23 protein-coding genes are annotated in these 23,869 nt (G+C 65.9%); 7 read left to right on the top strand and 16 right to left on the bottom strand.

Annotation, left to right across the window (positions count from 1 at the left end; all coding sequences use genetic code 11):
- The 4 genes from leuC to BJA_RS02440 form a co-directional block, all read right to left on the bottom strand.
- Positions 1-1,407, bottom strand: a complete 1,407-nt coding sequence (leuC, locus tag BJA_RS02455) for a 3-isopropylmalate dehydratase large subunit (protein ID WP_011083319.1) — start codon at positions 1,405-1,407, stop codon at positions 1-3.
- Positions 1,408-1,734: 327 nt separating this feature from the next.
- Positions 1,735-2,115: a 50S ribosomal protein L19 gene (gene rplS / locus BJA_RS02450; protein WP_011083318.1), complete on the bottom strand. Its 381-nt coding sequence runs from the start codon at positions 2,113-2,115 to the stop codon at positions 1,735-1,737.
- Positions 2,116-2,225: 110 nt separating this feature from the next.
- Positions 2,226-2,993, bottom strand: a complete 768-nt coding sequence (trmD, locus tag BJA_RS02445; RefSeq protein ID WP_011083317.1) for a tRNA (guanosine(37)-N1)-methyltransferase TrmD — start codon at positions 2,991-2,993, stop codon at positions 2,226-2,228.
- Between the two features lie 48 nt (positions 2,994-3,041).
- Positions 3,042-4,265, bottom strand: coding sequence for an MFS transporter (locus tag BJA_RS02440; protein ID WP_011083316.1), 1,224 nt, complete (start codon positions 4,263-4,265; stop codon positions 3,042-3,044).
- Positions 4,266-4,393: 128 nt separating this feature from the next.
- Between BJA_RS02440 and BJA_RS02435 the strand changes: the two genes are divergently transcribed.
- Entirely contained in the window at positions 4,394-5,305 is a 912-nt protein-coding gene (locus tag BJA_RS02435) for a LysR substrate-binding domain-containing protein (RefSeq protein ID WP_038965078.1), read from the top strand.
- Between the two features lie 6 nt (positions 5,306-5,311).
- Here BJA_RS02435 and rimM read toward each other — a convergent pair whose 3' ends face one another.
- From rimM to ffh, 3 genes are all read right to left on the bottom strand, one after another.
- Positions 5,312-5,833, bottom strand: a complete 522-nt coding sequence (rimM, locus tag BJA_RS02430) for a ribosome maturation factor RimM (RefSeq protein WP_011083314.1) — start codon at positions 5,831-5,833, stop codon at positions 5,312-5,314.
- A gap of 9 nt (positions 5,834-5,842) precedes the next feature.
- Positions 5,843-6,175, bottom strand: a complete 333-nt coding sequence (rpsP, locus tag BJA_RS02425; protein WP_011083313.1) for a 30S ribosomal protein S16 — start codon at positions 6,173-6,175, stop codon at positions 5,843-5,845.
- An 85-nt stretch (positions 6,176-6,260) separates the two neighbouring features.
- Positions 6,261-7,808 (bottom strand): signal recognition particle protein, encoded by a 1,548-nt coding sequence (gene ffh / locus BJA_RS02420; protein WP_038965072.1) that lies wholly within the window; start codon positions 7,806-7,808, stop codon positions 6,261-6,263.
- Positions 7,809-8,283: 475 nt separating this feature from the next.
- Here ffh and BJA_RS02415 point away from each other — a divergent pair, with 475 nt between their 5' ends.
- The gene (locus BJA_RS02415; protein WP_038965071.1) at positions 8,284-9,264 is read left to right on the top strand and encodes an MBL fold metallo-hydrolase; all 981 of its coding nucleotides are present in this window, start codon (positions 8,284-8,286) and stop codon (positions 9,262-9,264) included.
- A gap of 223 nt (positions 9,265-9,487) precedes the next feature.
- Here BJA_RS02415 and BJA_RS02410 read toward each other — a convergent pair whose 3' ends face one another.
- Together BJA_RS02410 and BJA_RS02405 are read right to left on the bottom strand one after the other, a co-directional pair.
- A complete protein-coding gene (locus BJA_RS02410) occupies positions 9,488-10,189 on the bottom strand; it encodes an SIMPL domain-containing protein (RefSeq protein WP_038965070.1) in 702 nt (233 codons plus the stop codon).
- A 5-nt stretch (positions 10,190-10,194) separates the two neighbouring features.
- Positions 10,195-10,950 (bottom strand): GyrI-like domain-containing protein, encoded by a 756-nt coding sequence (locus BJA_RS02405; protein ID WP_011083309.1) that lies wholly within the window; start codon positions 10,948-10,950, stop codon positions 10,195-10,197.
- Between the two features lie 235 nt (positions 10,951-11,185).
- On the opposite strand from BJA_RS02405, the gene dapF reads away from it, so the two are divergent.
- Positions 11,186-12,061 carry a diaminopimelate epimerase gene (gene dapF, locus BJA_RS02400; RefSeq protein ID WP_011083308.1) on the top strand — a complete coding sequence of 292 codons (876 nt, stop codon included), beginning with the start codon at positions 11,186-11,188 and terminating at the stop codon, positions 12,059-12,061.
- A complete protein-coding gene (mtaB, locus tag BJA_RS02395; protein ID WP_011083307.1) occupies positions 12,061-13,314 on the top strand; it encodes a tRNA (N(6)-L-threonylcarbamoyladenosine(37)-C(2))-methylthiotransferase MtaB in 1,254 nt (417 codons plus the stop codon). The genes dapF and mtaB overlap by 1 nt, the downstream gene beginning before the upstream one ends.
- Before the next feature lie 172 nt (positions 13,315-13,486).
- On the opposite strand, the gene BJA_RS02390 is transcribed toward mtaB, so the two are convergent.
- A complete protein-coding gene (locus BJA_RS02390) occupies positions 13,487-14,596 on the bottom strand; it encodes a DUF2336 domain-containing protein (RefSeq protein WP_011083306.1) in 1,110 nt (369 codons plus the stop codon).
- Between the two features lie 163 nt (positions 14,597-14,759).
- Complete coding sequence (locus BJA_RS02385; protein ID WP_028174878.1) at positions 14,760-15,461, bottom strand: RluA family pseudouridine synthase; 702 nt, start codon at positions 15,459-15,461, stop codon at positions 14,760-14,762.
- Positions 15,462-15,683: 222 nt separating this feature from the next.
- On the opposite strand from BJA_RS02385, the gene ftsY reads away from it, so the two are divergent.
- Both ftsY and BJA_RS02375 read left to right on the top strand, forming a co-directional pair.
- The gene (gene ftsY, locus BJA_RS02380; RefSeq protein WP_011083304.1) at positions 15,684-16,631 is read left to right on the top strand and encodes a signal recognition particle-docking protein FtsY; all 948 of its coding nucleotides are present in this window, start codon (positions 15,684-15,686) and stop codon (positions 16,629-16,631) included.
- Between the two features lie 127 nt (positions 16,632-16,758).
- A complete protein-coding gene (locus tag BJA_RS02375) occupies positions 16,759-17,361 on the top strand; it encodes a septation protein A (protein ID WP_011083303.1) in 603 nt (200 codons plus the stop codon).
- A gap of 113 nt (positions 17,362-17,474) precedes the next feature.
- Here BJA_RS02375 and BJA_RS02370 read toward each other — a convergent pair whose 3' ends face one another.
- The 5 genes from BJA_RS02370 to ccmA all read right to left on the bottom strand — a co-directional run bounded on the left by BJA_RS02370 (position 17,475) and on the right by ccmA (position 20,702).
- Positions 17,475-18,059 carry a DsbE family thiol:disulfide interchange protein gene (locus BJA_RS02370; RefSeq protein WP_011083302.1) on the bottom strand — a complete coding sequence of 195 codons (585 nt, stop codon included), beginning with the start codon at positions 18,057-18,059 and terminating at the stop codon, positions 17,475-17,477.
- Positions 18,056-18,241, bottom strand: a complete 186-nt coding sequence (gene ccmD / locus BJA_RS02365; RefSeq protein WP_011083301.1) for a heme exporter protein CcmD — start codon at positions 18,239-18,241, stop codon at positions 18,056-18,058. The genes BJA_RS02370 and ccmD overlap by 4 nt, the downstream gene beginning before the upstream one ends.
- Positions 18,238-19,029, bottom strand: a complete 792-nt coding sequence (locus BJA_RS02360) for a heme ABC transporter permease (protein WP_011083300.1) — start codon at positions 19,027-19,029, stop codon at positions 18,238-18,240. The genes ccmD and BJA_RS02360 overlap by 4 nt, the downstream gene beginning before the upstream one ends.
- 91 nt (positions 19,030-19,120) lie before the next feature.
- A complete protein-coding gene (ccmB, locus tag BJA_RS02355) occupies positions 19,121-19,789 on the bottom strand; it encodes a heme exporter protein CcmB (protein ID WP_011083299.1) in 669 nt (222 codons plus the stop codon).
- Between the two features lie 310 nt (positions 19,790-20,099).
- Positions 20,100-20,702, bottom strand: coding sequence for a heme ABC exporter ATP-binding protein CcmA (gene ccmA / locus BJA_RS02350; RefSeq protein ID WP_011083298.1), 603 nt, complete (start codon positions 20,700-20,702; stop codon positions 20,100-20,102).
- Positions 20,703-20,944: 242 nt separating this feature from the next.
- Between ccmA and acnA the strand changes: the two genes are divergently transcribed.
- Positions 20,945-23,665 (top strand): aconitate hydratase AcnA, encoded by a 2,721-nt coding sequence (acnA, locus tag BJA_RS02345; RefSeq protein WP_011083297.1) that lies wholly within the window; start codon positions 20,945-20,947, stop codon positions 23,663-23,665.
- Positions 23,666-23,869: the final 204 nt, after the last annotated feature.

The following is a 23,869-nucleotide window of genomic DNA, read 5'->3' as shown; positions in this document are numbered from 1 at the left end:
TTAGCGCCACTCCCTGACGTCGACGAAGTGACCCGCGATCGCAGCTGCCGCCGCCATCGCCGGCGACACCAGATGCGTGCGGCCCTTGAAGCCCTGGCGGCCCTCGAAATTGCGGTTCGAGGTCGAGGCGCAGCGCTCTTCCGGCTTCAGCTTGTCCGGGTTCATGGCAAGGCACATCGAGCAGCCCGGCTCGCGCCATTCGAAGCCGGCCTTGATGAAGATCTTGTCCAGACCCTCGGCCTCGGCCTGCTCCTTCACGATGCCGGAGCCCGGCACCACCATGGCGTTGACGCTGGCGGAGACCTGCTTGCCTTCCGCGATCTTGGCGGCGGCGCGCAGATCCTCGATGCGGCCGTTGGTGCAGGAGCCGATGAAGACGCGATCGAGCTTGATGTCGGTGATCTTCGTCCCCGCCGTCAGGCCCATGTACTTCAAGGCGCGGTGCTTGGAGAGACGCTTGGCCTCGTCCGCGATCTTGTCGGGGTCGGGGACGATGCCGGTCACCGAGATGACGTCCTCCGGCGAGGTGCCCCAGGTCACGATCGGCGGCAGCTTTGCAGCGTCGAGGCGCAGCTCGTGGTCGAAATGCGCGCCGTCGTCGGAGCGCAGCTTCTCCCAATAGCGCATCGCCGCGTCCCAGGCCGCGCCCTTCGGCGCCTTGGGGCGGTCACGCAGGAAGTCGTAGGCTTTCTGGTCGGGCGCGACGAGGCCGGCGCGGGCGCCGCCTTCGATCGACATGTTGCAGACCGTCATGCGGCCTTCCATGCTGAGCGCGCGGATCGCCTCGCCGGCGTATTCCAGCACGTAGCCGGTGCCGCCCGCGGTGCCGATCTCGCCGATGATGGCGAGGATGATGTCCTTGCCGGTCACGCCGTCAGGCAATTTGCCGTCGACGGTGACGCGCATGTTCTTGGCCTTCTTCTGGATCAGCGTCTGCGTCGCCAGCACGTGCTCGACCTCGGAGGTGCCGATGCCGTGCGCGAGCGCGCCGAACGCGCCATGCGTCGAGGTGTGGCTGTCACCGCAGACGATGGTGGTGCCGGGCAGGGTGAAGCCCTGCTCGGGGCCGATGACGTGGACGATGCCCTGGCGCTTGTCGAACTCGTTGTAATATTCGATGCCGAATTCCCTGGCATTGTCGGCCAGCGCCTTGATCTGCTCGATGCTCTCCGGATCCGGATTCGGCTTGGTGCGGTCGGTGGTCGGCACGTTGTGGTCGACGACGGCGAGTGTCTTTTCCGGCGCGTGAACCTTGCGCCCGGTCGCGCGCAGGCCTTCGAACGCCTGCGGCGAGGTCACCTCGTGCACCAGATGGCGGTCGATATAGAGCAGGCAGGTGCCGTCGTCGGCTTCGTGCACCAGATGGTCGTTCCAGATCTTGTCGTACAGGGTGGTCGGCTTGGACATGAGCTTGAGCTCCGGGAATGTTGTGTCAGCGGATATGCGCGGATGGCGCGCGGGCAACAAAATCGTCGGCGCAGCTTTTAGGCTGCGCGCGTAAGCTCTGAGGTTGCCGAGGTCGCGAAGCGTCCGAAGAACCGGCCAGGCAGCCGCGAGCGATCGTCGATGACGATGTGCTTGACGGGGGCGAGACTGGTCAGATCTGGAAACATTCCAAGAATATATAGCAGGGAGATTTGGAAGCGCGAGGGCTTTGACGCGCACGGCTGACGCAACAAAAAAGCGCGGGGCGTTCGGCCCCGCGCTCTTCGAAACTTGCCTGGTGGGCGGAGCTTACTCGCCGACGGCAGCCTGGCGGTCCTGCTTCTCGACGATGCGGGCCGACTTGCCGCGAAGGTTGCGGAGGTAATAGAGCTTGGCGCGACGCACCTTGCCGCGGCGCACGACCTTGATCGAGTCGATCATCGGCGACATCACCGGGAACACGCGCTCGACGCCCTCGCCGTACGAAATCTTGCGCACGGTGAAGCTCTCGTTGAGGCCACCGCCGGAACGGCCGATGCAGACGCCTTCATAGGCCTGCACGCGAGTGCGGTCGCCTTCGACGACCTTCACGTTGACGATCACGGTGTCGCCGGGACCGAATTCCGGAATGTCCTTGCCGGCGGACAGCTTGTCGAATTGCTCTTGTTCGAGCTGCTTGATCAGGTTCATGGGTAAATCTCCATCGGCGCGCCCAGCCTTTTCAAACGGGGGCTGCGCAAAATTCGTCTATCCAGCCATTGCGGATTTGGCCGCTGCTATAAGGCAAGCCGGAGCGTTTGTCACCCGTCTGTCTTGTTTTTTGGCGTTTTTTGGCGACCGGCCCGATTCGGAGCCTTGACCGGGATCTGGGCCCATAAATCGGGCCGCCGGGCCGCCGTCAGGGCCTCGGCTTCGGCCCGCCGCCAGGCCGCGACCTTGGCGTGGTCGCCGGAGGTCAGGATCTCGGGGATCGGAACCCCTTCGAACAGCTGCGGGCGGGTATATTGGGGGTATTCGAGCAGGCCGTCGGAGAAGCTTTCCTCGGTTCCCGAGGCTTCCTTGCCCATCACGCCCGGCAACAGCCGGACGCAGGCGTCAATCAGCGCCAGAGCCGCGATTTCGCCCCCGGAGAGCACGTAATCGCCGATCGAGACCTCCTCCAGGCCCCGCCCGTCGATCACCCGCTGGTCGATCCCCTCGAACCGCCCGCAGACGATCAGGGGGCCGGGGCCCCGGGCGAGCTCCACGACGCGAGCCTGGGTCAATGGCCGACCCCGCGGGCTCATCAGCAGGCGAGGCCGCTCCTTTGAAGAACCTTGGCCGATCTCCGCCGCGTCGATGGCGGCCGCCAGAACATCCGCCCGCAGCACCATGCCCGGGCCGCCGCCGGCCGGGGTGTCGTCGACGCTGCGATGGCGGTCGGTCGCCGAGGCCCGGATGTCCCGTGCCTCGAGCTGCCAGAGCCCGGAGGCCAGCGCGCGGCCGGCCAGGCTCACGCCGAGCGGTCCCGGAAACATCTCCGGAAACAGCGTCAGCACCGTCGCGCGCCAGGGTGAGGAAGTCGTCATCGCCGCTGGTTAGGGCATTGCGGCCGACAGGTCGAGGCCTCGGATTCCTCAGGCTCGCCGGTCATTCGGCAGATGCGATGCCAGCACCAGCGCGAGCGGGCAGATCGCAAGCGCCGTGACGGCCGTCGCCGCGGTTGCCAGCGTCGGACCGACGGCGTCGCCGAGCAGGCCGTAGAGCACCGGTGCGATGGCGCCCGATCCGATCGTGCCGGTGTAGAACAGCGCGAAGGCGCGCTCGGTGCGATGGGGCGATGTGAGCTCGGGGACCGTGCCGTAGAGAACCGAGGACGTGCCGTTGAGCATCACGCCGAGCAGCGGCAGCACGATGATCGCCGGGATCAGCGGCAATGCGAGCACCGCGAGGATCAGCGCGGCGGTGCCGCCCTCGGTGAGAAGCACGGTGCGGATCGTGCCGACGCGTTCGCCGAGCCAGCCGCAGGTGAATTTGCCGGCGGCGCCGCCGATGAAGACCATCGCCAGCGCAAAGCCGCTCGTCGGCAGCGAGGCGCCCTTGTCGCGCAGCAGGAACGGCAGGAAGGTGAGGAAGCCCATCCGCACCGCACTGTCGAGAATCCCGATCGCGAGCAGCCAGGAGAAGCCGCCGCGGCCGGCATGCGTGCCTTGCGTCGTGACCGCTGATTTGTGCGCAAACCCCTTGCCGACAGCCGGCATCAGCACCGCGAGGCAGAGCGCAACGACTAAGCCCATCAGTGCGACCAGAAGCAGCGCGTGCCGCCACGACATGATCACCAGCAGCACCGCGGTCAGGGCCGGGAGTGCCGCCTTGCCGAGATCGCCGCTGAAATTATAGATGCCGAGCGGTCCGCGCGCCGCCTTGCCATAGGCGCGCGACACTGCGGCCGAGGCGAGCGGATGCTGCGTGCTCGAACCCGCGCCGGATATGAGGAGCGCAAGGCCCAGTCCCATGACGCCGCCGGACAGTCCGGCCAGGACATAGCCGAGCGCGGCGAGCAGCGTGCCGAGCGCGAGCAGGATCTTGCCGTCGATCCGCTCGGCGAGGCGGCCGACCGGGATTTGCAGCCCGGCCATAGCGCCGGAATAGAGCCCGCGCATCACCGCCAGTAGCCCGTAGCTGAGCGCGAATTCGGCCTGCCAGACCGGCAGCAGCACATAGATCAGGTCGGTGTAGCCATCGTGCAGGGCGTGGTTGATGCCGGTCGCCGCCAGGGTGCGGCGCGGCTTGCTCAGCGTCTCCTCGCCGGGAGGGGCCGTTTGCGATTGCGATAGAAAACCTGAGGGGAGAATTGCCACGATCTCAAACCAAAAGCAGTCGAAAGACGAAGCTATGTAAGTGCTTTGGCCTCCACTATGCGGCCTTCAAGAATCCGTCACAAACCAGTAATAATCGGATCATGCGCTAGAAATTCTATTGTATGGCCATGTTCGTTCCTCGCCGCAGCCTGCCGCCCCTGAACGCTGTCCGTGCCTTCGAGGCGGCGGCCCGGCTTGGCAGCTTCAAGGAGGCGGCCGGCGAGCTTGGCGTGACCCATGGCGCGGTCAGCCAGCAGATCCGCCTGCTCGAGACCTGGCTCGGGCCGCCGGCGCTGTTCCGGCGATCGGTGCGGCGGGTGGTGCTGACGCCGGCTGGCGCCGCGCTGCTCGCGGAGTTCGCGCCCGCGCTCGATCGGGTCTCGGCCGCCGTGCAGCAGCATCGCAAGCGTCGCGGCGAGGCGCCGGCCGCGGTGCTGCGCGTCAACGCGCTAGCGACATTCAGCCTGCGCTGGCTGTTGCCGCGCATGACAAGGTTTCGTGCCGAGCATCCCGATATCGAGGTGCGGCTGTCGACGTCGAACGATCCCGTGGATGCCTTGCCCGAGCTGTTCGACGTGGTGATCCGCGGCGGCCCCGACACCTTTCACGGCTTTGCGTCGCGCTTCCTGTTGTCGGAGCAGCGGCTGCCGGTGTGCAGTCCCGCTCTGCTCGCGAAGCTGCCGCTGACCGAGGTTGCGGATCTCAGCCGGCATACGCTGCTGCACGTCACCTCGATGCCGCGGCTGTGGCGCGACTGGCTGACCGATGCAGGCGAGTCCGCGCTGGAGGGCGCGGCGTCGCTGACCTTCGATCATTTCTATCTGACGCTTCAGGCGGCGCTCGACGGCCTCGGCGTCGCCATGGGACCGACGGCACTGATCGCCGACGATCTCGCGGCCGGCCGTCTGGTGACGCCGTTTCCGAACATCAGCCTGCCGGCCCGCAGCTATTTTGCTTACTTTCCCGAAGGGCGCGACGACGATCCGCATCGCGCGGTGTTCTGCGACTGGCTCGAGCAGCAGGGCCGCCAGACAGTCTGAGCGCGGTTAGCGCTCTTCAGCCTCATCGCCCGCGATCTCCTGCGGCAGGGCGACCACGACGCGGCCGCCGGCGACATCGACCTCCGGCACCACCGCGTTGGAGAACGGCAGCAGCAGGGACGCGCCCTTCGGCGGCGCGATCTCGATGATGTCGCCGGCGCCGAAATTATGGATCGCGAGCACGCGGCCGAGCGGCTCGCCGTCCGTGGTGACGGCGGCGAGCCCGATCAGGTCGGTGTGGTAATATTCGTCCTCGTCGGTCGCGGGCAGCTTTTCGCGCGCGACGTAGAGCTCGATGCCGTTGAGGCGCTCGGCCTCATCGCGGGTCGTGACGCCCTTGAACGTCGCGACCAGATGATCCTTCGCCTCACGCGCTTGCGCGACCTCGAACTGGCGCTTGCCGTCCTTGGACAGAAGCGGACCGTAGCGCTTGATGGCGAAGGGATCTTCGGTGAAGGTCCACAATTTGACCGCACCGCGCACACCATGCGCGGCGCCGATCCGCGCGACGCAGACCAGCGCCGACATGGTCTGGCCTTAACCCTTCGCGGCAGCTTCGGCCTGCGCCTTGCGCTCCTTGCGCGGCACGGCCTTCTGCGGGTTGTTGCGCGCTTCGCGCTTCTTGACGCCGGCGGCGTCGAGGAAACGCGACACGCGGTCCGACGGCTGCGCGCCCTTGGCGACCCAGGCCTTCACCTTCTCCATGTCGAGCTTGAGGCGCGCCTCGTTGTCCTTCGGCAGCAGCGGGTTGAAGTAGCCGAGACGCTCGATGAAGCGGCCATCGCGCGGAAAGCGCGAGTCGGCGACGACGACGTGATAGACGGGACGCTTCTTGGTGCCTGCGCGGGCGAGGCGGATAACGACGGACATTCAGTTCTCCTTCAAAGCACAGTTTGTTCGGTTGATTGGTATTCCGCGTTGCGCGAGACCGATGCGATCCCGTGCGACGAATTCCTCATTTCTTCTTGCCCGGGAAACCGCCGAGGCCCGGCAGCGTCGGCTTGCCGCTCAGCCCGGTCAGTCCAGGAAGGTTCGGCAGGCCGGTGCGAAGACCGGGCGGCAAATCCTTCGGCAAATTCGGCAGGCCTTGTCCGCCGCCGCTTTGCATCTTCTCCTGCATCGCCTTCATCTCTTCGGGCGAAGGCATCTTCATGCCGCCGCCAAAGCCCATCGCCTGGGCGATGCCGGCGAGCGGGCCGCGCTTGCCCGAGCCCATGGCCTTCATCACGTCGGCCATGTTCCGGTGCATCTTGAGCAGCTTGTTGACGTGCTCGACGCTCTGGCCGCTGCCTGCGGCGATGCGCTTCTTGCGGCTGGCCTTGAGCAGGTCGGGATGACGGCGCTCGTCGCGCGTCATGGAATCGATGATCGCGACCTGGCGCTTCAAGATCTTGTCGTCGATCCCGGCGGCCGCGATCTGGTTCTTCATCTTGGAGATGCCGGGCATCATGCCCATCAGGCCGCTGATGCCGCCCATATTGGCCATCTGCGACAGCTGCTCGCGCATGTCGTTGAGGTCGAACTGACCCTTGCGCATGCGCTCGGCGGTGCGCGCGGCCTTTTCGGCGTCGATGTTGGCGGCGGCACGTTCGACCAGCGACACCACGTCGCCCATGCCGAGGATGCGGCCGGCGATACGGTCGGGATGGAAGTCCTCCAGCGCGTCGGTCTTTTCACCGGTGCCGATCAGCTTGATCGGCTTGCCGGTGACGGCACGCATCGACAGCGCGGCGCCGCCGCGGCCGTCGCCGTCCACGCGGGTCAGCACGATGCCGGTGAGGCCGACGCGCTCGTCGAAGGCGCGGGCAAGATTGACGGCGTCCTGGCCGGTGAGCGAGTCCGCGACCAGCAGCACTTCATGCGGATTCGCGGCAGCCTTGATGGCTGCGGCTTCCGCCATCATGTCTTCGTCGAGCGTGGTGCGGCCGGCGGTGTCGAGCAGCACGACGTCGTAGCCGCCGAGCTTGCCGGCTTCCAGCGCGCGCTTTGCGATCTGCGCCGGCTGCTGTCCCGCCACGATCGGCAGGGTCGGAATGTCGAGATCGCGGCCGAGCACGGCCAGCTGCTCCATCGCCGCCGGGCGATAGACGTCGAGCGAGGCCATCAGCACCTTGCGCCTGTCGCGCTGGACCATGCGGCGGGCGAGCTTCGCGGTGGTGGTGGTTTTACCGGAGCCCTGCAGGCCGACCATCATGATCGGCACCGGCGGCACGGAATTGATGTCGATGGTCTGGCCTTCGGCGCCGAGCGTGTTGATCAGCTCGTCATGGACGATCTTGACCACCATCTGGCCGGGGGTCACCGACTTGACGACGGTGGCGCCGATCGCCTGCTCGCGGACGCGTTCGGTGAAGCTGCGCACGACTTCGAGCGCAACGTCGGCCTCCAGCAGCGCGCGGCGCACCTCGCGCATCGCGGCGTCGACGTCCTTTTCGGTCAGCGCCCCGCGCCCCGTCAGACGATCGAGGATGCCGCCAAGCCGTTCCGACAGATTGTCGAACAATGCCGTTGTCCCTTGTCCTGCTTGCGCAGGGTTGCCGCATTCACCTCTGTCATGCCCCGCCTTCGCGGGGGATGACCAGTTCTCGGTCCGTGGCCTGAAGCCAGGAAGCGATCTTCCAAACACCTTTGCGCCCGAGGGCGCATAGCGCTGTCGGGCGTTGACCTCTGGCCTCCAGGGCCAGTCGGCGGGTCGAAAAGAAAGCCTTTCCGAGAAAGTGGCGGGGTTAAACGCCGCTCCCGCCCAAAAGTCAAGGAAAGTTAGGGCGCCGGAACGCCCCTGGTAGGGCAAGGCCCTGAAATTATGACCCTTTTGGCGATGGGTTCCTTTTCTAGCGGCCCCGCCCATATAGGCGGTGATGTCTTGCCGTCCCGACCATCCCTAGAATCCCGCCGGTGCCGGTCGCCCGCCGCCGCCTTTTCGGACTGCTTGCCGGAGCCGGTGCGCTGGTCGGCGTCCCCTCCTCTGGATGTCCCGCATGAAGACCTATGACGGTCCCGCCTCCGACCATTTCAACGGCCTGCACTTCTTCGATCCCGACGGCGCGCCGCCGAAACCGCTTCGCGAGGTGCTGCGCTGGCAGTTCAGCGGCAAGCGGCAGCGGGCGGCCTGGCCGGATTGGGCTCCGAGCCCCCATGCCGACACCCCGCCGGAGCGCGTCGACGGCGGCAAGGCGCGACTCTCCTTCGTCGGTCACGCCAGTTGGCTGATCCAGGCCGGCGGCCTCAACATCCTCGTCGATCCCGTCTGGTCCTCGCGGGTGTCGCCCGTCGGCTTTGCCGGACCGAAGCGGCACAACGATCCCGGCATCGCCTTCGAGAAGCTGCCGAAGATCGACGTCGTGCTGGTCTCGCACGGGCACTACGATCATCTCGACATCGCGACGCTGTCGCGGCTCGCCAAGAATTTTGCTCCGCGGGTGGTCACGCCGCTCGGAAATGACGTGACGATGCGCAGCACCGACTCGTCGATCAAGGCCGAGGCGTTCGACTGGCACGACCGCGTCGAGCTCGGCGGCGGCATCGCCGTGCATCTGGTTCCGACCCGGCACTGGACAGCGCGCGGCCTGTTCGATCGCAACAAGGCGCTGTGGGCGAGTTTTGTGTTGGAGACGCCGGCCGGGAAAATCTACGTCGTCTGCGATTCCGGCTATGGCGATGGCAGACATTTTCGCCGCGTCGCGGAGAAGCACGGGCCGTTACGCCTGGCGATCCTCCCGATCGGCGCCTACGAGCCGCGCTGGTTCATGCGCGACCAGCACATGAATCCGGAAGATGCCGTGAAGGCGCTGCTCGATTGCGGCGCGCAGGACGCGCTCGGGCATCATCACGGCACTTTCCAGCTGACGGACGAGGCGATCGACGCACCTGCGAAAGCGCTGGTCGAGGCGCTGGATGCCGCGCAGATTCCGCAGCAGCGGTTCGTCGCGATGAAGCCGGGGCAGGTGGTGGAGATTTAGCTCCGCTGTCGCCACCCATACAGCTCGTCGTCCCGGGGCGCGACGAAGTCGCGAGCCCGGGACCCATACCCACAGCAAGACGTTTGACGAAGACTCGTCGTTTTCAGTCTTCCCGCGGTACGGCGACCTGCGCCTACCGAAAGATCACGCGGTATGGGTCCCGGCCTTCGCCGGGACGACAGTTGTATTTGTAGCGAGCAGTGTGCCTCTTACGGCGCTACGTCTACTGCCCCTGCTTGATCGCCCAGCTCACATTCACCGTCACCGACAGCGTCTCCTCGCCCGGTGCGACGGCGGCGGGTGCGGCCATCGGTGCCGTGGCCATTCGCGCCTTGAACAACGGCACCGGCGCGCCGCCTTCGGAGACGCTGAGCGGTGCACCCAGCGTGACGCCGGTGGCCTTGGCGTAGATCTCGGCCTTGCGGCGGGCATCCGCCACCGCCTGCTCGCGGGCGTCGTCGAGCAGTTTTGACGCCTGCGTCACCTCGAACGAGATGTTGCCGATATCGTTGGCGCCGGCGCTGACCAGCGTGTCGATGATGCCGGCGATCTTGGTCACATCGCGAATCTTGACGGTGACGCGATTGGAGGCGCGGAAGCCGACCACGGGCGAGGCGCCGGTGGATTTGTTCTGGCCGTATTGCGGCTGCAGCGACAGCCGTGAGGTCTGGTAATCCTTCTCGGCGATCCCGGCCCCCTTCAACGCCAGCAGCACCTTGCCCATCGCGGCGTTGTTGGCGTCGGAGGCTTCCTTCGCCGTCTTGGCGTCATTGGCGACGCCCGCGTCGATCTGCGCAAGATCGGGCGCCACTGAAACGGTGGCCTCGCCGCTCACCGAGATCGCGGAGGGAAAATCGTCGGCGAGCACGGGCGTTGCCAGCAGCGTGGCAGCGAAAACGGCGGCGAGTACGGCAGGCTTTTTCATCGGTCTCACTTCAGTGGCACGAAAACATTGATCACGAGCTTGTCCTCCGCCGTCTTCAGGGGATCGGTGAGGTACTCCTCGATAAAGGTGTCCTTGGCTTCCAGTCTCTTGTCGTCGAGGTGATTGGTGATCGCCTCGTAGGTGTTGTCCATGTTGTCGTAGGAGCCGCGATGGACGAATTTCAGCGCCTTGCCTTCAGGCGATTTGCCGACGCTCATGTCCTTGGGCAGGTTCTTGGGATCCTGCTCGACCGGAATCTCGGCGAGGAAGGTGAAGCCGGTGTCGTCGGTCGAGGTATAGACGATCATCGAATTGCCGGCGTGCTTGATGCCCTGCTTGTCCAGGAGCGTGTTCAGCGCCTTGAAGGCGTCGACCAGCGTGTCGAAGGCCGAGTCCCAATTGGCAGTGCCCTTGACCATCACGACCTTCCTGGACTCGAGCGTGGTCTCGAGGCCAAAGGGATCGGCGGTCTGGACCGGGGCGGGGGTGGCGGCGACAGCCGGGGCCGTCGGGCTGGGCGAGGTGCTGGCTGCGGGCGCGGGCGATGCTGCGGGAGCCGGTGAGGCGCTCGCCGCAGGCGAGGGCGTTGCCACGGGGGCGGGCGAGGCACTTGCAGCCGGGGCGGGCGAGGCCGACGGGGCCGGCGAGGGGCTTGCCGAGGCAGCGGGCGCCGGGCTCTGCGCCAGAGCGCCGGACAGCCCAAGCGACAAGGCCGCTGCCGGGATCAGCGCGGCCAGAGCGAGACGACGAAAAGTGTTCATTTTATTCTCCCCAAGGCCTTGGTCCAGCAAGGCCCTAATTCATCAAGACCTTACCCACCAAGGCCTTAACCTGGCCGCGCGTCCCGGTTCGCGCGAACCGCGCCGTTCTAACACGCGAGCGCCGAATTCGTCCCATGACAGATGCGTCATGGCGAACGTCCTGGCGCCCGGCGGCAAATCACTGGCCAAGCGGCCAAGGATCGCCATATAAGGCAGGCGAAATTCAGGAAATTTCATGAGCGCGCTGGCCAACCACGCATTTGCCAAGATGAACGGTATCGGCAACGAGATCGTCGTTGTCGACATGCGCGATTCCACGGCAAAGGTGACGCCGGACGATGCCCGCGCGGTGGCATCCGCGCAGGGCGGCGTGCCCTACGATCAGCTCATGGTGCTTCAGAAGCCGCGGCTCGACGGCACCGAGGCCTTCATCAGCATCTACAACAATGACGGCTCCGAAGCCGGCGCCTGCGGCAACGGCATGCGCTGCGTGGTGCGGCGCATCTTCGAGAAGACCGGGCAGGCCACGGCGACGTTCGAGACGGCCGCCGGCCTGCTCAATGCCTGGCAGGGCCCGGCGCCCGATCTCTATACCGTCGACATGGGCGTGCCCAAGTTCGGCTGGCAGGACATTCCGCTGGCGGAAGAGTTTCGCGACACCCGCTACATCGAATTGCAGATCGGGCCGATCGACAATCCGATCCTGCATTCGCCCTCAGTGGTGAGCATGGGCAACCCGCACGCGATCTTCTGGGTCGACGACGTCAACGCCTATGACCTCGCGCGCTTTGGCCCGCTGCTGGAAAACCATCCGATCTTCCCCGAGCGCGCCAACATCACGCTCGCCCATATCGTCGACCGCGACCACATCACGATCCGCACCTGGGAGCGCGGCGCCGGTCTCACCAGGGCCTGCGGTTCGGCGGCTTGCGCGACGGCCGTCGCCGCGGCGCGCCTGAAGCGCGCCGAGCGCAACGTCGAGATCACGCTGCCCGGCGGCAAGCTCGGCATCGAATGGCGCGAGCGCGACGACCACGTGCTGATGACGGGCACCGCGACCTTCGAATATGAGGGCAATTTCGATCCGGCGCTGTTCGCGCCGGCCGGATAATGTCCGTCGAGATCGTCACCTTCGGCTGCCGCCTCAACGCCTTCGAGGCCGAGGTGATCCGCAGCAAAGCCGAAGGCGCAGGGCTCGTAGACACCATCGTCATCAACAGCTGCGCCGTCACCAACGAGGCGGTGGCTCAGGCGCGGCAGTCGATCCGCAAGCTGAAGCGCGAGCGGCCGGGGGCGCGCATCGTCGTCACCGGCTGCGCCGCACAGACGCAGAGCCGGATGTTCGCCGATATGGCCGAGGTCGATCGCGTCGTCGGCAATGACGACAAGATGCGCAGCGATGCCTGGCGCGAGGCGCGCGATGCCTTCGACATCGGCGCCAGGGAGAAGATTGCCGTCAGCGACATCATGGCGGTGAAGGAGATGGCGCCGCATCTCGTCGACGGCTTCGCAAGCGGTCTGCCGCGCGTGTTCGTGCAGGTGCAGAACGGCTGCGACCATCGCTGCACCTTCTGCATCATCCCGTTCGGCCGCGGCAATTCGCGCTCGGTGCCGATGGGCGCCGTGGTCGAGCAGGTGCGGGCGCTGGCGGAGCGCGGCCATGCCGAGATCGTGCTGACCGGCGTCGACCTCACCAGCTATGGCGCCGACCTGCCGGGTGCGCCGAAGCTCGGCATGCTGACGAAGCAGATCCTGCGGCATGTGCCGGAGCTGAAGCGCCTGCGCATCTCCTCGATCGATTCGATCGAGGCGGACAACGATCTGCTCGACGCGATCGCCGACGATGCGCGGCTGATGCCGCATCTGCATCTGTCGCTGCAGTCGGGCGACGACATGATCTTGAAGCGCATGAAGCGGCGGCATTTGCGGGGCGATGCGATCGCCTTCTGCGACCAGGTGCGGCGCCTGCGCCCGGACGTCGCCTTCGGCGCCGACATCATCGCGGGCTTTCCGACCGAGACCGAGGCGATGTTTTCCCGCTCGCTCGATCTGGTCGAGGAATGCGGCCTGACCTTCCTGCACGTCTTCCCCTATTCCCCGCGCCCCGGCACGCCCGCCGCACGGATGCCGCAGGTTGCGGGGCCTGAGATCAAGGAACGCGCGCGGCGGCTGCGTGCGGCTGGAGAGGCAGCATTGCGTCAGAGGCTGCAAGCCGAAATTGGCGCAACGCGCGATGTGCTGATCGAAAGTGAGAGCCAGGGCCGCACGGAGCACTATCTGCCGGTGGCGATCGCGGGCGCGCGCGTGGGGAGCGTGGTGCCGCGGATGATCGTCGGCAGCGATGGTGAGCGGTTGACCACGTAATTTGCCGTCGTCGTCCTGGCGAAAGCCAGGACCCATTACCCCAGGGAGAAGTTGTTGCACGGGATTGCCAACCACCAGTCTTCGCCAAATTGAATTCGGTGGTTATGGGTCCTGGCTTTCGCCAGGACGACAGCGGAGGGCGTGGCCCGCAGCGCGCCTCAAACCCGCTCCGCTACGACGCCCGCACCTGCCAGAACCGCAGCGTGCGCCGCGCGTTCTCCGGCGTCATTCGTGCGTAATGCCCCTGCGCTCTCGCAAGATCCGCCGGCTTCATCGCGCCGGTGGCGAAGCGGCTTTCGAGCACGGCGGCGGTGGTCTCCCAGCTGAGCTGCGCCGCCTTGCACGGCACCAGCAGGCCGTCCTCGCGCAGGCTCTGCATCAACGGGCGAATCACCTCGACGGTGGATTGCGACAACACCGCCAGCGCCGCGACGGTTTCTTCATAGCGCCGCTGCTTGGCAAAGCTGAACAGCGTCGCCTCGTTGAGCTGGCCGGATGCCTTGAGACCTGCGATGGCGCGCTTGGCGCCTTCGAAATCGCGGACACCGGACATCTCGCGCGTGACGCCGGCGGTAACGGCGGCGATCGCGCCCTGGATTTCCTCGAACAGATGCGGCGGCGCGCGCGACAGCAGGCGGGTGCGAACCGTGTCCGTCGCCGAGCGCAGCAATTGGCGGCGCAGCTCCGATGGCAGATCGACGCGGACGCCGACGCTGACGGCGAGCTCCGGATCACCCTCCGCCTGTCCGACGATGACGGCAAATCCGTTTCCGGAGACGCGTGCGCCCGGATTGGCGGCAAGCCGCCGGCTGACACTGGGATAGCGGCGCGCCAGCAGCGCGTCGGTGACGATCTCCTTCAGCCACCAGCGCCCGGCGACCGCGAGCAGATGCGGTTCGCCCTTGGACGATGCGATCTTCACCAGCTCGCCGTCGTCGAGGCGCGCGGATTCCTGGAGCACGGGTCCGGCGATGCGGATCTCGTCATTGTTGGCGAGGCGGCGGATCACGGAGGGCGGCGCCTGTGCGATCGGCGCCAGCTGCGCGCTGATCTCGGCCAGCGCCACGCGTGCGCCCATGTCGGCGATGGCGCGAAGCTCGATGGTGCCGATCAGGCGCTCGAGCACCTCGTCGAACAGCGCGATCTGCTCGTCGTCAAAACTGCCGGCGGAGGACAGGAACAGGTCGGTGACGCGGCGGGCCGTCTCCAGGCCCTTTTCCGCCGAGCCAATCCGAAGTGCGGATTCGACCTCGTCGATGATCGATAGCTCGGCCTTGGACATGACGCGCGGCTCGTCCTGAGCGGATTGACGGAAGCTTGTTCTAAGCAACCGCTATCATTAGAGGCGAGCCCTGAACGTTTCGTAAACCATGGCCGAGGAGAACGAAGTGCTGCCGCGGCGGCGCTGCGCTCCCTCTCGCGCTAGCGGGAGAGGTGAACGGCAGCTACTCCCCGTTCCACCCGCAAGCCCTGAGCTTCTCGTGCATGTGCGGCGGGGCCGGGGCCACCACGCGGACCGGCTCCTTGTTCCGGGAGATCGGCACTACGATCTCGCGGGAGTGCAGGTGCAGCTTCGGCTCGCCGAAGCGCGGGCCGTTGCCGTAAATGTTATCGCCGAAGATCGGCCAGCCGGTCGCGGCCGAATGCACCCGCAATTGATGGGTCCGCCCCGTCACCGGTTCCATGGCGAGCCAGGTGAAACCGTCACCCCGGCCCATCACCTTCCAGTTGGTGATCGCCTTCTGGCCTTCGGGATCGGGCTTCTGCCACCAGCCGCGCTCGGCATTGAGCCGGCCGAGCGGCATATCGATGGTGCCTTCGTCCTCGGCGGGCCCGCCTTCGACCACGGTCCAGTAGGTCTTGCCGATCTTGCCGTGCTTGAACAGCAGGCCGAGCGAGGCGGTCGCCTTGCGATGGCGGCCGAGGATGAGGCAACCGGAGGTGTCCTTGTCCAGCCGGTGGGCCAGCACCGGCGGCCGCGGCAGGCCGAAACGGAGCGCGTCGAAGGATGCCTCCAGATTGGCGCCGCCCTTGGGGCCGCGATGCACCGGCAGACCGGCCGGCTTGTCGATGACCAGCATCAATCCGTCGCGATGGAGCACGCGGCCCAGGATTTCGTCGGCGGTCAGTTCGGGAACATCGAGCAATGGCAGGACTTTCGGTCAAGACTTTCGTTTGGGAGCCGGAACGGCTAACACACCAGTGCGGTGGATTTGGCATTCGCTCAGCGGCTGCCGCGAAATGTGAAGCGAATGCCAAATCCAGGGCCGCACTGGCAACAATATTTTCTCGTGCCGCTCTTCGATTTGAAGTTCCTAACCGGACTTGCGGCAAGAGAGTAGGAACTTCAAATCGTCGGCACGAGCACCATGAACGATACCACGTCAGATCCCCCCAAGCTGAGCTGGTGGCGCCGCCTGTCCAACGGGCTGAAGCGCACCTCGTCCTCGCTCGGGACCGCGGTCGCCGACCTCGTCACCAAGCGCAAGCTCGACCGCGCCATGCTCGACGACATCGAGGACGTGCTGCTGCGCGCCGATCTCGGCACATCCGTCGCGGTGCGCATCGCCGACGCCGTCGGCACCGGGCGCTACGACAAGGCGATCTCGGCGGACGAGGTCAAGGACGTCGTTGCGACCGAGGTCGAGAAGGTGCTGGCGCCGGTGGCAAAGCCGCTCGAGATCGATGCGGCCAGGAAGCCGTTCGTCATCCTCGTCGTCGGCGTCAATGGCTCCGGCAAGACCACCACTATCGGCAAGCTCTCGCAAAAATTCGCCTCCGAAGGCCGCAAGGTGATGCTGGCCGCCGGCGACACTTTTCGCGCAGCGGCGATTGAGCAGCTCAAGGTCTGGGGTGAGCGTACGAAAACACCGGTCATCGCGGGCACGCAAGGCTCCGACTCGGCGAGCCTCGCCTTCAACGCGCTGACGGCGGCGAAGGAGCAGAAGACCGACGTGCTCCTGATCGACACCGCCGGGCGGCTTCAGAACAAGGCCGAGCTGATGAACGAGCTCGAAAAGGTCGTGCGCGTCATCCGCAAGGTGGACGACACTGCGCCGCATGCGGTGCTGCTTGTGCTCGACGCCACCGTCGGCCAGAACGCGCTGTCGCAGGTCGAGGCCTTCCATCGCACGGCGGGCGTCACCGGCCTCGTGATGACCAAGCTCGACGGCACGGCGCGCGGCGGCATCCTGGTGGCGCTCGCGGAGAAATTCAAACTGCCGGTGCATTTCATCGGCGTCGGCGAGGGCGTCGACGATCTCGCGCCGTTCACCGCGCGCGATTTCGCCCGTGCGATCGCCGGAATCGAGTCATAGGTTTCTTTCGTCATGCCCCGCGCAGGCGGGGCATCCAGTACGCCGCGCCGCCGGTTGTCGATCACAGGTGCCACGGAATACTGGATCCCCCGCATTCGCGGGGGATGACATCAACGAAAGTCAGGGAATGGACAAGACCCAGCCGCATCCGCTGTTCAAGCTTGCGACCGAACTCGGTCCGCTGCTCGTCTTCTTCTTCGTGAATGCGAAGTTCAATCTGTTCGCCGCGACCGGCGCGTTCATGGTCGCGATCGTGGCGGCGATGATCGCCTCCTATGTGGTGACGCGCCATATCCCGATCATGGCGATCGTGACGGGCGTGATCGTGCTGGTGTTCGGCACGCTGACGCTGGTGCTGCACGACGAGACCTTCATCAAGGTCAAGCCGACCATCATCTACGGCCTGTTCGCCGCAATCCTCGGCGGCGGGCTGCTGTTCGGCCGCTCCTTCATCGCCGTGATGTTCGACCAGATGTTCAACCTGACGCCGCAGGGCTGGCGTATCCTGACGCTGCGCTGGGCGCTGTTCTTCGCCGGCATGGCGGTGCTGAACGAGATCGTCTGGCGCACCCAGAGCACGGATTTCTGGGTGAACTTCAAGGTGTTCGGCGTGACGCCGATCACGATGATCTTCGCCATCGCCCAGATGCCGCTGACCAAGCGCTATCACCTCGAGCCGGTCTCGCTGGAAGCGAGCGAGGCGGATGCGGGGGATGTGAGGAAGGGGTGACTGTTTGATGTCATTCCGGGGCACGCGAAGCGTGAACCCGGAATCTCGAGATTCTCAGGTGCGCAAGTGCGCACCATAGTTCGGCTCTGCGAGCCGCCCCGGAATGACAGTAACTACTTCAGCGCCTTCTCCATCTGCGGCAGCAGCACGCTCCGCAGATTGTCCGGCGTAATCGGGCCGACCAGCTTGTAGACGATGGTGCCCTCGCGTCCGACGACAAAGGTCTCCGGCACGCCATAGACGCCCCATTCGATCGAGGCGCGGCCGTTGGCATCCACGCCGACGCGGCCGAACGGGTTGCCGTAGCGGCCGAGGAAGCGGCGGGCGTTGTCGGCCGCGTCCTTGTAGTTGATGCCGACGAGCTGGAAGCGCTTGTCTTTCCCCAGCTCGGTCAGAAGCGGCGCCTCGTCATGGCAGGGTACGCACCAGGAGGCCCAGACGTTGACAAGGCTGACCTTGCCCTTGAACGCGGCGGGATCGAGCCCCGGCACCTGGACGTTGTCGGCCTGCAATCCCTCGAGCGGCGGCAGCGCGGTCTGCGGCGCCGGCCGTCCGATCAGCGCGGAGGGAATCCGCGAAGGATCGCCGCTGCCGAGCCGGAACCAAAACAGCAGCGCCAGGCCGATGAAGGCGATCAGCGGCAGCACCATCAGGAAGGTGCGGCGCTGCGGGTTCGCGGAAGTCGACTGCTCGCTCATGGCCGATCCATCGCGCTGCGCCCCGAGCGGCGGGTGATGCCGCTGCGGTCGAGGTCGCGCAGGCGGCGGGTCTGGCTGCGATAGTCGGTCGCGATCCAGCCGATCAGGATCGCGACCACGAGCGCGGCTGCGGCATAAGACGTCACGATGAAGGAGGCATAGGGACCGAGCGACATGATCATGCGGCCCCGACTTCGTTTGACGCGTTGTTTTGACGCGAACCGGCGCCCATTTCGCTCGAAAACGCCATGCGGCTCGCCTGCATCATCTGCAGCGAGCGGACACGGCGGCGCAGGATCTCGTTGCGCATCGCCGCCAGGTGCAGCGTGACGAACAGCAGGGTGAACGCGATCGCCATCACCAGCAGCGGAATCAGGAACGATTTGTCGAGCGACGAACCGCCCATGCGCATCACCGAGGCTGGCTGGTGCAGCGTGTTCCACCAGTCGACCGAGAACTTGATGATGGGCAGGTTGATCGCGCCGACCAGCGTCAGCACCGCGGCAGCGCGCGCCGCGCGCGAGGGATCGTCGACCGCGCGCCACAGCGCCATCAGGCCGAGATACATCAGGAACAGAATCAGCACCGAGGTCAGGCGGGCGTCCCATTCCCAATAGGTGCCCCACATCGGCCGGCCCCACAGCGAGCCGGTCAGCAGCGCGAGGAAGGTGAAGGCGGCGCCGATGGGAGCTGCCGCCTTCGCGGCGACGTCGGCGAGCGGATGCCGCCACACCAGCGTGCCCAATGAGGCGATGCTCATCACGCCCCACACGAACATCGACAGCCAGGCGTTGGGCACGTGGATGAACATGATCTTCACGGTCGCGCCCTGCTGGTAGTCGTCGGGCGCTAGCGCGGATTGGTAGAGGCCGATCGCGAGCAGGATGACGGTCGCGGCCGCAAGCCACGGCAACACCCGCGCCGTCAGCGCGAGGAACCGTGTCGGGTTGGCGAGGTCGATCAGCGTCATGGTATTCTGATAATCACAGGTCAGCACTCACGCAATCAGCATAAAAGCGGGCAGCGAAAGTTGATCGGGGTCAAGGTCAGTCGAGCTCATCTCAGTCGAGACCATGCCGCAGGCTCGCCGCCGCGGCGAAGGGGCCGATCACGAGGCTGACCAGCGACAGCGCGCACAGGATCGAGAACGGCGCGCCGAACGACATGGGACCGACGATCACGGCCTGGGAGGCCGCGACCCCGAAGATCAGCACCGGGATCGACAGCGGCAGCACCAGAACCGCCATCAAAAGCCCGCCGCGATGCAGCGTCACCGCCAGCGCGGCGCCGATCATGCCGGTAAAGGTCAGGGCCGGCGTGCCCGCGAGCAGCGTCAGGGCCACCGCGCCGGTCGCGACCATGTCGAGATTCAGCAAGAGCCCGAGCACGGGGGTTGCGACAATCAGCGGCAGGCCCGCCGCCAGCCAATGCGCCAGCGCTTTCGCCGCGCAGGCGAGTTCCAGCGGCGTCCGGCTCATCGTGATCAGGTCGAGCGAGCCGTCCTCATGGTCGGCCATGAACAGCCGGTCCAGCGTCAGCAGGCTCGCCAGCAGGGCGCCGAGCCAGAGAATGGCCGGCCCCAGCCGCGACAGCAACGCGAGGTCCGGCCCCACCGCGAACGGCATCAGCACCACCACGGTCAGGAAGAACAGCACGCCGATCAGCGCCCCGCCGCCAACGCGGAGCGCGATCCTGATATCCCGGCGGATGAGGGCGGACAGGGCGGTCATGGGGCTGCCTTTTCGGCTTCGAGACGATCGTAAGAGCCCGACTCGCGCCACAGGCAATCTGCGCTCCCTCCCCCCTTGCGGGGGAGGCGTAGGCCGCCTCCGGCGGCCGTCCTCTTAAGAGACGCCGAAGCGAAGCTTCGGCTATGGGAGAGGGGTGGCCCCGGAAAAGGTGTGCTTGGGTTCAGGGAAGGACTTCGGTAGATCGAGAGGGTCCCTGTGTGGCACCCCCCTCCCTGACCCTCCCCCACAGGGGGGGAGGGAACGGGTAGAGCGGAGCTTTGCCGCTCGAAAAGCTGAGGGTCGGTCGGAATCATGCCACACCCCCGATCCGCAGCTCCCGCGAATCGATCCCCAGCGCCATGTGGGTCGCCGCGATGATCAGGCCGCCGCGGGCGAGATGGTCGCGCATCAGGCCGCCGAACATGTCCTGGCCGGCGACGTCCAGCGCCGTGGTCGGCTCGTCCAGGAGCCAGATCGGGCGGCGCACCGTCAGCAACCGGGCCAGCGAGAGCCGGCGGCGCTGGCCGGCCGACAGAAAAGCTGCCGGCAGGTGGGTGGCGTGGTCGAGCCCGACCGTGGCGAGGCTCTCATGGGCATCAAGTCGCTCGCCGCCCAGAAAATCGGCCCAGAATGACAGATTTTCCGCCACGCTCAGCGCCGGCTTCAGGGCGTCGCGATGGCCGAGATAGTGGCATTGCTCAGGCAATGTCAGCTCGGCATCGCCGCCATCGAGCGCGATCGTCCCGCCAGCCGGAATGAGCAGCCCCGCGATCAGCCGCAGCAGCGAGGTCTTGCCCGACCCGTTGCGGCCAACGACCGCCACGGCCTCGCCGGAGACGGCCTCGAAATCGAGTCCGGCAAACACCTCGCGGCCGCCCCGCACACAGATCACCCTACGTCCGGAAAGCTGCATCTTGCCTCGTATCAACCCGTTCAAACCAGGCCTCAGGAAAACTTGGGGTAGCGCATGGGAATTTTTGGCTCGCGGATTGCTGCGGCACGTTTGTGGCTGTGGCGGCGCGGTTAGAAAGCTTCTATAAGCCCGGAACTACTTGATGCAGCAACTCAACCTGCCCCTGCAAGCGACCCAGCCGGACTCGCTGACGGTGTTAAAATACCCCTTGCCGGGTATAACTAACAATTGGGATTTCCTACATGACCTCGCTCGACAGCTTCAAATGCAAAAAGACCCTTAAGGTCGGCGCCAAGACCTATGTCTATTACAGCCTGCCCACGGCCGAGAAGAATGGTCTGAAGGGAATTTCGAAACTCCCCTATTCGATGAAGGTCCTGCTCGAGAACCTCCTGCGCAATGAGGACGGCCGCTCGGTCAAGAAGGCGGACATCGTCGCGGTGTCCAAATGGCTGCGCAAGAAGTCGCTGGAGCACGAGATCGCGTTCCGCCCGGCGCGCGTGCTGATGCAGGACTTCACCGGCGTGCCCGCGGTGGTCGATCTCGCCGCGATGCGCAACGCGATGCAGAAGCTCGGCGGCGATGCCGAGAAGATCAACCCGCTGGTGCCGGTCGATCTCGTCATCGACCATTCCGTGATCGTGAACTTCTTCGGCGACAACAAGGCCTTCGCCAAGAACGTCACCGAGGAATACAAGCAGAACCAGGAGCGCTACGAGTTCCTGAAGTGGGGCCAGGCGGCGTTCTCGAACTTCTCCGTCGTGCCGCCCGGCACCGGCATCTGCCACCAGGTCAATCTCGAATATCTCTCCCAGACGGTCTGGACCAAGAAGGAGAAGATGACGGTCGGCAAGAAGACCGGCACCTTCGAGGTCGCCTATCCCGACTCGCTGGTCGGCACCGATTCCCACACCACGATGGTCAACGGTCTCGCCGTGCTCGGCTGGGGCGTCGGCGGCATTGAGGCGGAAGCCTGCATGCTCGGCCAGCCGCTGTCGATGCTGCTGCCTAACGTCGTCGGCTTCAAGCTGAAGGGCGCGATGAAGGAAGGCGTCACCGCGACCGACCTCGTGCTGACCGTGACGCAGATGCTGCGCAAGCTCGGCGTCGTCGGCAAGTTCGTCGAGTTCTTCGGCCCCGGCCTCGATCATCTCTCCGTCGCCGACAAGGCGACCATCGCCAACATGGCGCCCGAATATGGCGCGACCTGCGGCTTCTTCCCGGTCGACGCCGCGGCGATCGACTACCTCAAGACCTCCGGCCGCGCCGCACCGCGCGTTGCGCTGGTGCAGGCCTATGCCAAGGCGCAGGGGCTGTTCCGCACCGCCAAGTCGGCCGATCCGGTGTTCACGGAAACGCTGACGCTCGACCTCGCCGACGTCGTGCCGTCGATGGCCGGTCCGAAGCGTCCCGAAGGCCGCATCGCGCTGCCGTCGGTCGCGGAAGGCTTCTCGGTCGCGCTCGCCAATGAGTACAAGAAGACCGAAGAGCCGGCGAAGCGCTTTGCCGTCGAAGGCAAGAAGTACGAGATCGGCCATGGCGACGTCGTGATCGCGGCGATCACCTCCTGCACCAACACCTCGAACCCGAGCGTGCTGATCGGCGCCGGGCTCCTGGCCCGCAATGCCGCGGCGAAGGGCCTCAAGGCCAAGCCGTGGGTGAAGACCTCGCTTGCCCCGGGCAGCCAGGTGGTCGCGGCCTATCTCGCCGATTCCGGCCTCCAGGCCCACCTCGACAAGGTCGGCTTCAACCTGGTCGGCTTCGGCTGCACCACCTGCATCGGCAATTCCGGTCCGCTGCCGGAGGAGATCTCGAAGTCGATCAACGACAACGGCATCGTTGCCGCCGCCGTGCTCTCCGGTAACCGCAACTTCGAAGGCCGCGTCTCGCCGGACGTGCAGGCGAACTATCTGGCCTCGCCGCCGCTGGTCGTCGCTCACGCGCTCGCGGGTAGCGTGACCAAGAACCTCGCCGTCGAGCCGCTCGGTGAAGGCAAGGACGGCAAGCCGGTGTACCTCAAGGACATCTGGCCGACGTCGAAGGAGATCAACGCCTTCATGAAGAAGTTCGTGACCGCGTCGATCTTCAAGAAGAAGTATGCCGACGTGTTCAAGGGCGACACCAACTGGCGCAAGATCAAGACCGTCGAGAGCGAGACCTATCGCTGGAACATGAGCTCGACCTACGTGCAGAACCCGCCCTACTTCGAAGGCATGAAGAAGGAGCCGGAGCCGGTCACCGACATCGTCGAGGCGCGCATCCTCGCCATGTTCGGCGACAAGATCACCACCGACCACATCTCGCCGGCCGGTTCGATCAAGCTCACCTCGCCCGCGGGCAAGTATCTCAGCGAGCACCAGGTGCGTCCCGCCGACTTCAACCAGTACGGCACCCGGCGCGGCAACCATGAAGTGATGATGCGCGGCACCTTCGCCAACATCCGCATCAAGAACTTCATGCTCAAGGGCGCCGACGGCAACATCCCGGAAGGCGGCCTCACCAAGCACTGGCCCGACGGCGAGCAGATGTCGATCTACGACGCCGCGATGAAGTACCAGCAGGAGCAGGTGCCGCTGGTGGTGTTCGCCGGCGCCGAATACGGCAACGGCTCCTCGCGCGACTGGGCTGCAAAGGGCACGCGCCTGCTCGGCGTGCGCGCGGTGATCTGCCAGAGCTTCGAGCGCATCCATCGCTCCAATCTTGTCGGTATGGGCGTGTTGCCGCTGACCTTCGAGGAAGGCACCTCCTGGTCGTCGCTCGGCCTGAAGGGCGACGAGAAGGTCACGCTGCGTGGTCTCGTCGGCGATCTGAAGCCGCGCCAGAAGCTGACCGCGGAGATCGTCTCCGGCGACGGTTCGTTGCAGCGCGTTTCGCTGCTTTGCCGCATCGATACGCTGGACGAACTCGACTACTACCGGAACGGCGGCATCCTGCACTACGTGCTGCGCAAGCTCGCGGCTTAAGCGCGGATTTGTGAACGGTGGCTCACTGCGAAGTGAGTAGAAGGTTAAACGAAGGCGGCCTATCACAAGGCCGCCTTCGCGCGTTTGCGGCATGCTTCGGATGGGCCCGCCCGGCGGAAACTCCGCCCTGGACGGTCGAATGTGCCGTGCCCGTAAGACTACGGTGACCATCAGGCGATAAGATTTCCCTTCCCACGAGCAACG

It is taken from the genome of Bradyrhizobium diazoefficiens USDA 110, from assembly GCF_000011365.1.
Classification (GTDB): Bacteria; Pseudomonadota; Alphaproteobacteria; order Rhizobiales; family Xanthobacteraceae; genus Bradyrhizobium; species Bradyrhizobium diazoefficiens.
The sequence above is the reverse complement of the archived record's forward strand: the minus strand, read 5'-3'. Positions and strand labels throughout refer to the sequence as shown.